Consider the following 13,797-nt stretch of genomic DNA (forward strand, 5'->3'; position numbering starts at 1 on the left):
GCGGGCCCTTCACCCGGTGGCCGCGGACGGCCGACGGCGTGCTCGCGGCCGTGTTGCTCCTGCTCGCCACGTTCGTGCAGGACGAGCCGGGCGACGCGGTCGGCCTGCGGGCGCTGACCGATGTGCCCGTGGTGGTCGTGCCGTTGTTCGCGGTGTCCGCGGGTGCGCTCTACTGGCGCCGCCGGAGGCCGCTCGCCGTGGCGGTGGCGGTGCTCGTCTCCTGGGCGCCCACGCTGGGAAGCGACTTCGCCACCGCGGGCGGATGCATGCTGGTGGCTCTCTACAGCACGGGACGGTACGCGCCGGAGACACCGAGGGGATGCCGGGGTGCCTCGGCGGTGGTCGCCGCGGCGGCGGCCGCGGTGGTGCTCGACGGTCTGCTGCGGCCGGCCCCCTGGGGGGACATCGGTTTCGGGGTCGTGTTCATGGCCGGCGCCTGGTACGTCGGGCGGCGGCTGCGGCTGCGGGGTGAGCGCCACGCGCGGCTTCGCCGGGAGCAGGCGGCCGAGGCCCGGCGGATCGTCGCCGAGGAGCGCACCCACATCGCGCGGGAGCTGCACGACGTGGTGGCGCACCGGGTGAGCATGATGACGGTTCAGGCGGGTGCGGCCCGGGTGGTGGCAGCCACCGACCCCGAGGGCGCACGCGAGGCGATGGCGGCGGTCGAGGAGGCCGGGCGGCAGGCGCTGGACGAGTTGCGGCACCTGCTGGGGGTGCTGAGGCCGGACACCGGCCGCGACGGGCTCGGCCCCCAGCCCCGCCTGACTGACCTCGACCGGCTGGTGCAGCAGGTCCGTGAGGCGGGCCTGGAGGTCGACGTCGGTTACGAGTGCGGGCCGGGGCTGCCCTCTCATGTGGAGCTGTCGGTGTACCGGATCGTGCAGGAGGCACTGACCAACGTGCTCAAGCACAGCGGTCCCGGGACCCGAGCCGAGGTGCGGGTGCGCGGCGAACCGGGCGGCCGCGACATCACGGTGGAGGTCTGCGACGGCGGACGGGGCCCGGCGGCGCGCTCCGGTCCGGCCTTCGCCCACGCGGGAAGGGCGGGACACGGCATCGTGGGCATGCGCGAGCGTGCGCTGCTGCTGGGCGGCACCCTGGACGCGGGACCGCGGCCCGGGGGCGGGTACCGGGTGGCGGCCCGGCTGCCGGTGGGAGGGGCTTCGGGGTGAGTGTCCGTGTGGTGGTCGCCGACGACCAGGCGCTGGTGCGCCGCGGCTTCGCGATGATTCTCCGGGTATGCCCGGACATCGAGGTGGTGTCGGAGGCCGGGACCGGGATCGAGGCGATCGAGGCTGCCCGGCTGCACCGCCCCGATGTGGTGCTGATGGACATCCGCATGCCGGAGATGGACGGGCTGGAGGCGACGTCCCGGATCCTGGAACTGGCCGACTGGGACGTGCGGGTCCTCATCCTCACCACGTTCGACCCGGACGAGTACGTGTACCGGGCGCTGCATGCCGGTGCCAGCGCGTTCATCCTGAAGGACATCCCTCCCGAGCAGCTCGGCGACGCCGTGCGCACCGTGGCGGAGGGCGGGGCGCTGCTCGCGCCGTCCATCACCCGGCGCCTCATCGGCCGGTTCGCGGGCGGCCGCACGGTCAATCCCGCGGTGGCCGGACGGCTGGGGCGGCTCACCGACCGGGAGCGCGAGACGGTGGTGGCCGTCGCCCGGGGCGCCAGCAACGCGGAGATCGCCGACCGGCTGCGCATCGGTCCGGCCACCGTCAAGTCGCATGTGTCGAGCGTCCTGTCCAAGCTGGGCCTGCGGGACCGCGCCCAGGTGGTGATCTTCGCCTACGAGAGCGGACTCGTGGAGGCGGGCGGACACGACGTGGGGCACTGACGCGGGCGGCGGAGCCCGTACGGCGTGGGCGCGGCGGAGCCCGTACGACGCGGGCACTGACCCGTCCGGCGTGAGCATGGCGGAGCCGGGCCGTCGGCCGACGGCGGCCCGGCGGCGGGGAGCCCGGCCGGTGGCGCGAGGCCGGCGGCCGGCGGGCCCGGTCCGCTCAGGCGGCCGCGGCGGGGCGCCGTGGCGCGGGTGGCCCGGCGGCGGGTGCGCGGCCCGGCGGGCTCACGTGCCGACGGGAATCCGCAGCACCTGCCCGGGGAAGATCATGTCGGGATCCTCGATCCTGGTGGGGTTGGCGCGCACGATGCGGGAGTAGAGCGCGGGACTGCCGTAGTGGGCCTCGGCGATGGCCGACAGGGTCTCTCCGCGCCGCACCGTGTGCTCGCGGTAGCCGACGTATCCGCGGACGATGCGCGGGGCGTACACCACCGGCACGCTGACCTTGTGGATCTCGCTGCCGTCCGCGGCGCTGATCTCGAAGACCTCCACGAACAGCCGGTCCAGCCGGAAGCTCGCGCCCAGGACGTCCACCCGGAGCTGGAACTGACCGTGCTCGCCGGTTCCGCCGCCGACCTGGAAGTGCCCGGTCACCTCGTCGTGTCCGTCGCCGACGCGGTAGCTCAGGCCGGCCTCGAAGCCGGTTCCGACGCCCCCGATCAGTACGGGGCTGCCGACCAGGTCGAACTCCCGGGGCTGGTCGATGCGGTTGGTCATCACACCTCCACGGCGCGCGGCTGCACGGTGCACGTCCAGGTCGTCCCGTCCACCGTTGACGGGTGGCGGTGCGGTGTCAAGGCGGAGTTCGGCCCTGTGTGCGGCTTCTGCCGGGGCGCGGGCCGGGGCGGCGGGACGCCGGCCGGCCACCCTCCGGCCCCCGGCCGGCCTTCGCGTCCCGGTCCGTCGCCGAGGCCGAGAGGCGGGCTGCCGCTCGTGGTCGCCCTCAGCCCGCTCCCGGCGCCGGCCGGGTGGTCCGAGACCTGCCGGCGAGCGGTGCCGCCCGTGCTCCGCAGCGGGCACCGCCCGGCCCGGTGCCCCGTCGCCGCCCGGGGTTCGGACCGGCACACCGCCCCCGGCGCGGTCCGGCGGTGCACCCGTCGCAGGCGGCCGGCCCGGCGGCGGTCAGCCGGCCAGCCAGGCCCGGTAGCGGGTGGGGGCCAGGCGGGCGTCGGGGCCCGGGGTGAGCACGTCGCCCCGGACGGCGGCGAACAGTCCGGCCCGGTCGTCCACGACGACGGGCCGCTCGTCGCCGCGGGCGGCCAGGGTGATCCGGCCGATCTCGTCCAGGGTGAAGACGTCCGGCCCCGCCACGTCGAGGATCCCGTCGAGCGGCGTACCGGTGGCCACGTCGGCGAGCGCGTCGACCACGTCCGCGGCGGCGACGGGGCGCAGCGGGGTCGCGGGCAGTCGTACGGCGGTGTCGTCCGACGTCCACGACATGACCGGTTCCATGAACTCGAAGAACTGCGTGGCGCGCACGATCGAGTACGGCGTCGGGCCGCCGCGCAGCAGCTCCTCCTGGAGCAGCTTGGCGCGGTAGTAGTCCAGTTCCGGCACCTGGTCCACACCGACGATGGAGAGCACGACCTGGTGGCGCACCCCGGCGCGCTCGCCGGCGGCGAGCAGGTTGCCCTCCGTGGTGCGGAAGAACTCGATCGACCTCTCGTCGGAGGTGGGCGAGTTGGTCACGTTGACGACCGTGCGGGCGTCGGTGAGGGCCTTGTCCAGACCGGCACCCGTGAGCAGGTCGACGCCCGACGACAGTGACGCCGCGGTGACGTCGTGGCCCTGGGCGGTGAGGCTGGCGGCGAGCCGGGAGCCGATGAGGCCCGTGCCGATGACGGTGATCTTCATGGTGTGCCTTCCGGTGCGAGCCGAGCGCTTTCCGGCAGCTAACTCGGATATCTCTTGTCCGAGATCATACTCAGATACTCTGTGTCTGAGTAAAGGAGGCGGCGGCATGAAGCTGTCCGGGGGCGTGGAATGGGCGCTGCACTGCTGCGTGGTGCTCACCGCGGCGAGCGAGCCGGTGCCCGCGGCCCGGCTGGCCGCGCTGCACGACGTGTCGCCGAGCTACCTCGCCAAGCAGATGCAGGCGCTGTCGCGTGCGGGGCTGGTGCATTCGGTCCAGGGCAAGACCGGCGGGTACGTCCTCACCCGGAAGGCCGAGGACGTCTCCCTGCTGGACGTGGTGCAGGCCGTCGACGGGGCGAGTCCGGCCTTCGTGTGCACGGAGATCCGCCAGCGCGGCCCCCTGGGGGCGCCGCCCGAGCAGTGCACGAAGGCGTGCGCCATCGCCCGGGCGATGGATGCCGCTGACGCGGCGTGGCGGGCCTCGCTGGCCGCTGTCACGATCGCCGATCTCACCGCGTCGGTCGAGCGGGACACGGGGCCCGAGACCCTGCCGAGGGTCGGTGCCTGGCTGAACCGGCCATGAGCCGAGGTGCACCGGGGTGCACCGGGGTGCACCGGGGTGCACCGGGGTGCACGGAGAGGGGCCGGGTGCACCGAGAGGCAGCCGACCGTGGGCTGCGGGCCGTGGGCTGCGGGCTGGGCGCGGGCTGCGTGCTGCGGGCTGGGCGAAGACGCCGGCTCACGCGGGAGCGGCGCGTGGGACGGCTCACGCGGGACGCGGGAGTCCGGGCCGCCCCACGAGGCCGACGGCGGCCCGCTGCGGCCCGGGCGTGCCGACCGGGCGTGCCGACCGGGCGTGCCGACCGGGCGTGCCGACCGGGCGTGCGGGTTTCGGCGTAGCATCGGCACATGGGTGACGGGTGTCGCCGGTGTCCGGGCATCACCCCGGCGGTCCTGCCCGGCCGGGCTCCGGGTCGTGGATCGCACCCGTCTGCCCGGACCGCGCCGGCTCCGGGTGCCCCCGGCCGTACCCGCCGCACCTCGTCGCCGTGGGGGATGTGCGGTGTCCGGCCCCGATGAGAGGCCCGACAGCGGCCGGCTGCTGGACGAGGCACTCGCGGACAGTGTCCGCCGCTGCGGGGCCTCGGCGGGCGGGATCTATCTGCTCGACGAGCCGGCCCAGGCGCAGGACCTGGTGGTGCTGTGCGGCGTTCCGGTGGAGGCGGCATGGCCCTGGCGGCGGGTTCCGCTGAGCACCGCGGTCCCGGTCAGCGACGCCGTTCGCGAGGACCGCCTGGTGTGGGTGGGATCCCAGGCCGCCATGGCCAGCTCCTACCCGCAGGCCGCGGCGAGCCTGCCCTACCGGTTCGCCCTGGCGGCCGCCCCCCTGCAGGGCAGACGCCGGTGCTGGGGCGCGCTGCTGCTGCTGTGGCCCGCCAGCCATCCCGCCCACGCCACCGTGCGCGAGCGGAGCCACATCAGCTCCGCCGCCCGCCGCATCGCCCGCGTGATCGAGGAGGCTCCGCAGCCGCCTCCCGTCCGGGGCCGGCCACGTCTCACGTCGACCGCCGCGGTCACCCACCCGCACAGCGGTCAGTCGCCGCAGGCCGCCGCCGACTACGTCGAACGCCTGCCCGAGGGCGCCCTGGGCATGGACCTTCACGGCAGGATCGTCTTCGTGACCGCGGCGGCGGAGTCCCTGCTCGGCCTCGACGCCGGCCGGCTGCTGGGCACCCGGCCCTGGCAGTCCCTGCCCTGGCTCGACGACATGGTGGCCGAGGACCACTACCGCACCGCCGTCATCAGCCGCGACCCGGTCACCTTCACCGCGCTGCGTCCGCCGGACACCTGGCTGACCTTCCGGCTCTACCCCGACGCGAGCGGCATCAGCGCACGCATCGTGCGGGCCGGCGCGGCCGACTCCGCCCAGCCCCTTCCGGTCCGCGTGCCCGGGCCCGGCACACCGGTGCGCGTCGCCCACACCGGAAGGCTGTACCAGCTGGTGCACCTGGCGGCGGCGCTGACCGAGACGGTCGGCGTCCGCGATGTCGTGGACCTCGTCGCCGACCAGGTGCTTCCCGCGTTCGGTGCCGACGGCCTGGTCCTGTCCGCCGCCGACGCGGGACGCCTGAAGATCACCGGCTATCACGGCTACGACCGGCGGACGATGGACCGGCTCGACGGCCTGCCGCTGGACACCGACCTCACGCCCGCCGGCCAGGTCCTCGCCGACGGCGTCCCGTCGTTCTTCGCCAGCGTCGCCGAGATCGCCGCCCGCTACCCCGAGGCGCCGCAGATGAGCGACAAGCAGGCGTGGGCCTTCCTGCCGCTGATCGTCTCCGGCCGTCCCGTCGGCTGCTGCATCCTCTCCTACAACCGGCCGCACTCCTTCAGCGCGGACGAACGGGCCGTGCTGACGTCACTGGCCGGGCTGATCGCCCAGGCCCTGGACCGCGCACGCCTCTACGACGCCACCCGCGACCTCGCCCACGGGCTGCAGCAGGCACTCCTGCCGCACAGCCTCCCGGCTCTGGCGGGCCTCCAGACCGCCGCCCGGTACCTGCCGGCCAGCCTGGGCATGGACATCGGAGGCGACTTCTACGACGTCATCCGCCTCGACGCGGGCACGGCCGTGGCCGTCATCGGCGACGTCCAGGGCCACAACGTGGCGGCCGCCGCCCTCATGGGCCAGGTCCGCACCGCCCTGCACACCGCCGCCGGCGCCCCGCCCGACCAGGTCCTCGCCCGCACCAACCAGGTGCTGGCCGACCTGGAAGCGGACCTGCTCGTCTCCTGCCTGTACGCGCACCTCGACCTGACCCACCGGGAAGCCGTCCTGGCCAGCGCGGGCCACCCCCCGCCGCTCCTGCACCGCCCCCGCCTGGAGCCCGGTGTCCTGGAGGTCGCCCCCGGCCCCCTGCTCGGCATCGCCCCGGGCCTCAGCTACCCCCTCACCGTCCTGCCGCTTCCCCCGGGAACCACCCTGGCCTTCTACACCGACGGGCTGATCGAGGCCCCGGGGACCGACCCGGAGCAGACGGTCGCCGCCCTCGCCCGCGATCTCGGACGGCACAGCGGCGACAGCCTCGACCACGTCATCGACACCTTCCTCCGGCACGCCCGGCCCGGCGCCCACTACACCGACGACATCGCCCTGCTCCTGCTGCGCACCACCGCACCGCCCGACGCGTGAGGGGCGCCCCGCCCGTCGGACCGGCCTTCCCCGGGGCCCGTCGCATGCGGCGCGCCGCTTCCGGCAGAGGGCGGCGCGGCCGGCGCTCCCGCCCGCAGCCCCGGTGCGGCGGGACGCCTGCCGCCGCCCTCGGTGCCGACTCGGCGCCGCGCGGGCGTCGGGCCACGACGTACGCGTCGTGGACCTGCAGGTGACGGACATGCGCCGACTGGCCCGTGAGTTCACCCGCTTCCGCCCCGACGCGCTCGGCGTGTCCCTCGACTACCTGGCCAACATCCCCGAGGCCATCGACCTGGCCCGGACGGTCAGACGCGCCGACCCGCGCTGCTTCGTCCTCTTCGGGGGCCACAGCGTGTCCTTCGTCGCTGCTCGTTCCGCGGACCTCGCCCGGCCCGGGAGCGAACAGCGTCCGACCCGGTTCACGCTCGCCCGCCTGAGCCACCTGGACCTGCTCGTGGCCTGCGCCGGCGTCGGCTGGGCCGGGGAGTCCCGGACGATGCCCCCGGCCGCCCCGGGGGAGGTCGTCGAGGTGAACGTCCTGGCCACACTCCGGCTGGTGCGGCAGGTGGTGCCGCACAGGGTGGAGGCGGGCCCCGGCCGGGTGCTGATCGTCGGATCCCCGGCCGGGGAGGTCGGCGTGCGGGAGGAGGCCGTGTACTCGGCGGCCAAGGCGAGGCTGGGCGCCTTCGCCGACGCGCTCCGGTACGAGCTGCACGGCACCGGTGTGGGGGTCGGCCTCGTCCTGCCGGGCGTCGTGGACACGCCCTTCTTCGAACGGCGCGGCATGCCCTACCGGCGGTCCTGGCCCCGGCCGATACGCCCCGAACGGGTGGCGGACTCCGTGTGGGCCGCAGTGTCCGGGGAACGCGACGAGGTCTACGTGCCGCGCTGGCTGCGCCTGCCCGTCCGGCTGCGGGGCCTCGCCCCGGCCCTGTACCGGCGGCTTGCCACCGCCTTCGGCTGAGCAACCCGCGACGTGGCCGCCGTCGTCCTGGCCCTTCTGGCGGCGCTGTCCAACGCCTCCGCCTCGGTACTGCAGCGACGCGCGGCGGCCGACGAGCCCGATGAGGGCAACGGCCTGGCCCGGTCCGCGCGCCGGCTCGGCCGGCTGCTGCGACGGCCTTCTGGCCGGCCGGCGCCGGGCTGCTGGCGGTGTCCACCGTGCTGCAGGCGGCGGCACTGGGTGTGGGCGGCCTGTCGCTCGTCCAGCCGCCGCTCGCCGCGGAGCTGCCGTTCACCCTCGTCGTCGGCGGCGTGGTCTTCCGCCGCCGCCCGGACCTGACGACCTGGCTGGCGTTCGCCGCGCTGGCGGTGGGTCTGGCGGCGTTCCTGCTCGCGGCGGCACCTGCCGCAGGCCGGCCGACCGCCGCCGACGGCCACTGGCCGGGGGCCGCGGCGGCCGTGTCGGGGACCGTGGTCGTGCTGGTGACCGCCGCCCGTACGGTCCGGGGCGCGCCGCGGGCGGCACTGCTCGGGCTGGCGTCGGCGGTGACGTTCGCCGCCACCGCCGCGCTCCTCAAGGAGGTGGCGGGCAGGCCGGGCGACGGCGCGGCCGGGCTGCTGACAACGTGGTGGCCCTACCTCACCGTCGGTACCGGACTCGTCGCCTTCCTGCTGCTGCAGGGCGCGCTCGCGGCCGGTTCCCTCGCCGCGTCACAGCCCGCCCTGACGCTCGGGGACGCGCTGGTGAGCGTGGCACTGGGGAGCGCGCTGTCCGGGGAGCAGATCACCCTCGGCGCACAGGTGGTCCCGGAGGTGATCGGCGTCGCGCTCATGGCCGCCGGGGCCGTCGGGCTGGCCCGGGCTCCTTCGGTGGCAGGACACCGGGACGTCCGGCCGGGCGCAGACCGGCCGGGGGTGCGAGGCTCACGCCGCGACCGCGGGACCGGGACGGGGCACCCGCTGACGCGTCGACGGCCCCCGTCGGGTGGATCGCGGCTGCCTCCCCGGCGAGCGCCTCCGGCCGGGAGCGCAGCCGCCTGCGGCCGCGGCACGCGCACCGTACGGCGCCCCGGGACACGGTCCTGGCGAAAGGCCGCCACCACGCCCGCGCCACACTCCACCGCGCGCTCACCGGGCGGCGGTTCCGGCGGATCGACGGGGCTGACCGGCCTCACCGCTTCTCGTCAGGTCCGAGGCATGACATCCGTCATGCCGCACCCACGACGGGCGACACTGCCGTGCGGCCGCTGGTGCGGGCGAGGGTGGAGCCATGACGAGCACTGCCGCGGAACGCACCGCACCACCCGACACCGACACCGACACCGATATCGTGGTGAGCTTCGAGAACGTGACCAGGAGCTACGGACCGGTCCGCGCGGTCGACGGTCTGACGCTCACGCTCCGCCGGGGAGAGACGGTCGCGCTCCTCGGCCCGAACGGCGCCGGCAAGTCCTCCGCCCTGGACCTGCTGCTGGGCCTGCGTCCGCCGGACAGCGGCACGGTCCGGCTGTTCGGCACCACCCCGCGTGAAGCCGTCACCGGCGGCCTGGTCGGCGCCATGCTCCAGAGCGGCGGCCTGATGGAGGACGTGACGGTACGCGAACTCGTCTCCCTCGGCTGCGCCCTGCACCCCCGCCGCCACCCGGTGGACGAGGTGCTGGACCGCGCCGGCGTCTTCGAGATCGCCGACCGCAGGGTCGACAAGCTGTCCGGCGGCCAGCAGCAGCGGGTCCGCTTCGCCCTCGCCACCGTCGGCCGCTGCGACCTGATCGTCCTCGACGAGCCCACCACCGGCATGGACGTGACGTCCCGTCACGCCTTCTGGGCGACCATGCGGAACCAGGCCGCGCAGGGCCGAACCGTGCTCTTCGCCACCCACTACCTGGAGGAGGCCGACGCCGTCGCCGACCGTGTCCTGGTCCTCGACAAGGGCCGTCTCCTCGCCGACGGGACCCCCGCCGAGATCAAGGCCAGGGCAGGCGCCCGCAGGATCTCCTTCGATCTGGACCCCGGCTCGGCGCCGGCCGACGACCGGACACTGCGCGGGCTGCCCCACCTCGACGGCTACGAACGGCACGGCGCGACGGTCCGTCTCCGGTCGGCCGACGCCGACGCCACCGTCCACGCCGTCTACGCCCTCGGGCTCTACCCGCGCAACCTGGAGGTCGCCGGTCTCGGCCTGGAGCAGGCCTTCATCGCCCTCACCGAGGAGAACTCCGCGTGAACACCCTGATCCGGCTCGAAGTCGTCCGCTCCCTGCGCAACAAGAAGTACCTCTTCTTCACCGTCCTCTATCCCTGCGCCCTGTTCCTGATGCTCGGCGGCACGCTCGACGGAACGGCCGGCGTGATGGGCACCGAACTGACCATGCCCGCCTACTACATGGTCGCCATGGCGTCCTTCGGGGCCCTCACGGCGGTGCTCATGGGCAACGGCGAGCGCATCGCCAGGGAGCGCGAGCAGGGCTGGGTCCGTCAGCTGCGGCTCACTCCCCTGCCCGGCCGCGGCTACGTACTCGCCAAGACCGCAGGCGCCGGCGTGCTCTCCCTGCCCGCGATCCTGGTGGTCTTCGCCGTGGCGGCCGGCGTGAAGAACGTACGCCTCGACGCCTGGCAGTGGCTTGCGCTGACCGCGGCCGTGTGGGCCGGAAGCCTCGTCTTCGCCGCGCTCGGTGTCGCCATCGGCTACCTCGCCACCGGCGACACGGCCCGCCCCGTGACGATGCTGGTCTACTTCGCCCTGTCGATCCTCGGCGGCCTGTGGATGCCCACCGCGAACTTCCCGCAGTGGCTCCGGACCGTCGCGGACCGGCTGCCCACCCACGCCTACGCCGGACTCGGCCAGGCCATCGAGCTGGGCCGTGCGCCGCGGGCCGAGGACATTGCGCTGCTGGCGGCGTACTTCGTACTGTTCACCGGTGCCGCCGCCTGGCTGTACCGCAAGGACTCACTGAAGGCATGACCCGTGGCACTCACGCAGGAAGACCGGGCCCGCGCCGCGGACGGCAGCTTCCCCGGCATCGGCAGACGGCCCGAGACCCGCAGGCAGAAGCTGGTGAAGGCACTCTGGATCAGCGTCTGGCTCTTCTACCTGAGCGCGCCGGTGGCCGACCTCGTCAGCGGCGGCCACCCCCTCGGCACGCGCGTGCTGGGCGCTCTGGGGCTCCTCACCTTCGTGGTCTGGTATCTGCTGCTGGTGTTCCGTACGGCCCGGCAGGTACCGGTGCTCCGGGTCGCGCTGTCCGTCGCGGTGCTCGCCGCGCAGGCCACGGTCCTCTCGCTGACGCTGGGGCGCGAGTGGCTCGTGCTGTTCGTGTACGTGGCGATCTCCTCCGGCGCCGCACTGCCCGCGGAGTACTCCCGCTGGACCGTCCCGGGCTCCACCGCGCTGCTGACCGCCGTCGCCTTCGCCGTGCCCGGCGGGGAGGCCTACCTCGCGGGCCTGCTCATCCCGGCTCTGATGGGCGGCTTCGCCATGGTCGGTGTCCGCGCCATGATCCGCACCACGATCGAACTGCGCGAGGCCCGGGCCACGGTGGCGCAGCTGGCAGCCAACGAGGAACGGCTGCGGCTCGCCCGCGACCTGCACGATCTCCTCGGCCACTCCCTCTCCCTGATCACTCTCAAGAGCGAGCTGGCGGGCCGGATGCTCCCGGCGGACCCGCAGGCCGCCGCCCGGCAGGTCGCCGACATCGAGCAGGTCAGCCGGCAGGCCCTGGTCGACGTACGGGAAGCGGTGAGCGGCTACCGGCGGCCCACCCTGCCCGGCGAGCTGGCCGGCGCCCGTACGGCTCTGGCGGCCGCCGGGATGATCGGCGACCTCCCCTCCGACGTGGCCGGGGCGCTTGCCGAGCCCCTCTCGGAGGAGGCCGAGTCGGCGCTGGCCTGGTCCCTGCGGGAGGGCGTCACGAACGTGGTCCGGCACAGCGGGGCCCGGCGGTGCACCGTCACCCTCGGCGAACGGCAGACCCTCTCGGGCCGTTTCGCGGAACTGACCGTCGTGGACGACGGGACCGGCGGGACGGCGGCCGCCTCCGTGGCCGTGGACGGCCCGGCGGTGCCCGGGAACGGTCTGACCGGGCTGGCCGAACGGCTTCAGGCGGCCGGCGGGAGCCTGTCGGCCGGCCCGGCCCGGGACCGCGGCGGCTTCCGGCTGGTCGCCAGGGTCGCCCTAGGATCACGGGCATGACCTCAGAGCCCATCCGCATCCTCCTGGCGGAGGACCAGTCCATGGTCCGTGAGGCCCTGGCCGCGCTACTCGGCCTGGAACCGGACATCGAGGTCGTGGCGCAGGTCAGCCGTGGCGACGAGGTGGTGGCGGCGGCCCGCGAGCACGACGTGGACGTCGCGCTCCTCGACATCGAGATGCCCGGCATGACGGGCATCGAGGCGGCCGCGGCTCTGCGGTCCGCCCGGCCCGAGGTCCGCATGGTCGTCCTGACCACGTTCGGCCGGCCCGGCTACCTGCGGGGCGCGATGGAGGCCGGCGCCTCGGCGTTCCTGGTCAAGGACGCCCCCGCCGCTCAGCTGGCGGCGGCGGTGCGCAAGGTCCTCGACGGGCAGCGCGTCATCGATCCCGCCCTGGCCGCGGCGGCCCTCGCCGACGGGGCGAATCCCCTGACGGACCGCGAGCGAGAGGTCCTGCGGGCCGCGGAGTCCGGCGCCACGAACGCCGAACTGGCGGCCCGGCTCCACCTCTCCCCGGGAACGGTCCGCAACTACCTCTCCACGGCCATCCAGAAGCTCGCCGCCCGCAACCGCGCCGAAGCCGTGCGCACCGCCCGGGAGAAGGGCTGGCTCTGAGCCCGTTCGCGGGGCGGTGACCGTTTGCGAGTTCCTGGACAGGCGTCTATATTTTCTGGACACCCGTCCAGAAAGTCTGGGTGGGCACTGCCGGAAGGGGGCGGGGCATGACGGTGGTGGCGAACCTCCTGGTGGCACTCGTCGCAGCGCTGCACGCGTACATCCTGGTGCTGGAGATGTTCCTCTGGGAGCGCGCGCCGGGGCGCAGACTGTCGGGCTTCGATGCGGCGACGTCCAGACTCACCGCGCCGCTCGCCGCCAACCAGGGCCTCTACAACGGCTTCCTCGCGGCCGGTCTGCTGTGGGGACTGGTCGCCGACGACCCGACCGGGTTCCGGGTCCAGGTGTTCTTCCTCTGCTGCGTGGTCGTGGCGGGCCTCTACGGCGCGGCCACCGCGAACCGCCGGATCCTTCTCGCCCAGGCTCTGCCCGGGGCGCTGGCGCTCGCCGCGGTACTGGCGGCCGGATGAACGACGTACGGAGCGAACGGACCCGCGGAAGGCTGCGGTCGGCGCTGCTCGCCGAATGCGCCGAGCGGCCGCTGGCAGAGGTGAGCGTGGCGGCCGTGGCCCGGCGGGCCGGGGTCGGCCGGGCCACCTTCTACCTGCACTACGAGGATCTCCAGGCACTCGCCGTGGACGCCTGCGCGGAGATCGTGCGGGACGCCGTCGACGCCCTGCACGCCTGGCGCGGCGCCCCCGACCCGGCGAGCCCTCCCCCCGCTCTCGGCTCCTTCCTGCGGGAGGTGGACCGGCACGCACCGGTCTACCGGTCGCTGCTGCTGCCCGGCGGGACCGGTCCGCTGGGCAGCCTTCTCCACCGTGAGCTGCGCGAACGCAGCAGCGCGGAACGGCAACTGGCCGGTGCCCCGCACCCCGGCCTGGTCGGCACCGCGGTGGCCGCCACCTTCACCGCCCTGCTCGCGGACTGGCTGCACGGCCTGCTGCATGCCGCTCCCGACGAACTGGCCTCCCACGCCTGGCGTCTGCTGATCTCCCTGCACCGCACCCCGTTCGATGCGGAGTCCTCCGAGCGGTAGCTCTCCCGCCGGTTCCGCCCGGTGCGACCCGGTGCGCCGCCCGCCCGGCGGGTCTCCCGCGCGGTCCGCACCGGGGCCCGCCGCGCCGGGCCGCCTCGCCGGGGCGGCCGCCGAG

At 74.9% G+C, this 13,797-nt stretch carries 13 protein-coding genes and 1 pseudogene; 12 read left to right on the forward strand and 2 right to left on the reverse strand.

The annotated features are described in order from the left end of the window. Positions 1-38: 38 nt before the first annotated feature. Entirely contained in the window at positions 39-1,172 is a 1,134-nt protein-coding gene (locus tag AC5K6T_RS16445; RefSeq protein ID WP_493209759.1) for a sensor histidine kinase, read from the forward strand. Then, positions 1,169-1,846: a response regulator transcription factor gene (locus AC5K6T_RS16450; protein WP_493209761.1), complete on the forward strand. Its 678-nt coding sequence runs from the start codon at positions 1,169-1,171 to the stop codon at positions 1,844-1,846. The genes AC5K6T_RS16445 and AC5K6T_RS16450 overlap by 4 nt, the downstream gene beginning before the upstream one ends. 231 nt (positions 1,847-2,077) lie before the next feature. Here AC5K6T_RS16450 and AC5K6T_RS16455 read toward each other — a convergent pair whose 3' ends face one another. Next, the gene (locus tag AC5K6T_RS16455; protein ID WP_493209763.1) at positions 2,078-2,569 is read right to left on the reverse strand and encodes a Gmad2 immunoglobulin-like domain-containing protein; all 492 of its coding nucleotides are present in this window, start codon (positions 2,567-2,569) and stop codon (positions 2,078-2,080) included. Between the two features lie 405 nt (positions 2,570-2,974). Further along, positions 2,975-3,706, reverse strand: coding sequence for an SDR family oxidoreductase (locus AC5K6T_RS16460; protein WP_493209765.1), 732 nt, complete (start codon positions 3,704-3,706; stop codon positions 2,975-2,977). A gap of 106 nt (positions 3,707-3,812) precedes the next feature. Here AC5K6T_RS16460 and AC5K6T_RS16465 point away from each other — a divergent pair, with 106 nt between their 5' ends. The 10 genes and pseudogenes from AC5K6T_RS16465 (at position 3,813) to AC5K6T_RS16510 (ending at position 13,682) form a co-directional block, all read left to right on the forward strand. Next, a complete protein-coding gene (locus AC5K6T_RS16465) occupies positions 3,813-4,289 on the forward strand; it encodes an RrF2 family transcriptional regulator (protein WP_493209766.1) in 477 nt (158 codons plus the stop codon). A 480-nt stretch (positions 4,290-4,769) separates the two neighbouring features. Continuing rightward, the gene (locus tag AC5K6T_RS16470; protein ID WP_493209767.1) at positions 4,770-6,899 is read left to right on the forward strand and encodes a PP2C family protein-serine/threonine phosphatase; all 2,130 of its coding nucleotides are present in this window, start codon (positions 4,770-4,772) and stop codon (positions 6,897-6,899) included. A 103-nt stretch (positions 6,900-7,002) separates the two neighbouring features. Further along, entirely contained in the window at positions 7,003-7,863 is an 861-nt protein-coding gene (locus tag AC5K6T_RS16475; protein ID WP_493209769.1) for an SDR family NAD(P)-dependent oxidoreductase, read from the forward strand. Positions 7,864-7,875: 12 nt separating this feature from the next. Then, positions 7,876-8,774: pseudogene (locus AC5K6T_RS16480) on the forward strand (DMT family transporter); the annotation flags it as partial. A gap of 337 nt (positions 8,775-9,111) precedes the next feature. Next, entirely contained in the window at positions 9,112-10,065 is a 954-nt protein-coding gene (locus tag AC5K6T_RS16485) for an ABC transporter ATP-binding protein (RefSeq protein ID WP_493209771.1), read from the forward strand. Further along, positions 10,062-10,802, forward strand: coding sequence for an ABC transporter permease (locus tag AC5K6T_RS16490; RefSeq protein ID WP_493209773.1), 741 nt, complete (start codon positions 10,062-10,064; stop codon positions 10,800-10,802). The genes AC5K6T_RS16485 and AC5K6T_RS16490 overlap by 4 nt, the downstream gene beginning before the upstream one ends. Before the next feature lie 3 nt (positions 10,803-10,805). Beyond that, a complete protein-coding gene (locus AC5K6T_RS16495; protein WP_493209775.1) occupies positions 10,806-12,029 on the forward strand; it encodes a sensor histidine kinase in 1,224 nt (407 codons plus the stop codon). Further along, positions 12,026-12,643: a response regulator transcription factor gene (locus AC5K6T_RS16500; protein WP_493209777.1), complete on the forward strand. Its 618-nt coding sequence runs from the start codon at positions 12,026-12,028 to the stop codon at positions 12,641-12,643. Before AC5K6T_RS16495 ends, AC5K6T_RS16500 begins: the two co-directional genes overlap by 4 nt. 107 nt (positions 12,644-12,750) lie before the next feature. After that, a complete protein-coding gene (locus tag AC5K6T_RS16505) occupies positions 12,751-13,113 on the forward strand; it encodes a DUF1304 domain-containing protein (RefSeq protein WP_493209778.1) in 363 nt (120 codons plus the stop codon). Next, entirely contained in the window at positions 13,110-13,682 is a 573-nt protein-coding gene (locus AC5K6T_RS16510; protein ID WP_493209780.1) for a TetR/AcrR family transcriptional regulator, read from the forward strand. Before AC5K6T_RS16505 ends, AC5K6T_RS16510 begins: the two co-directional genes overlap by 4 nt. The last annotated feature ends 115 nt before the right edge of the window (positions 13,683-13,797 follow it).

This window comes from Streptomyces sp. B8-7 (assembly GCF_058833805.1).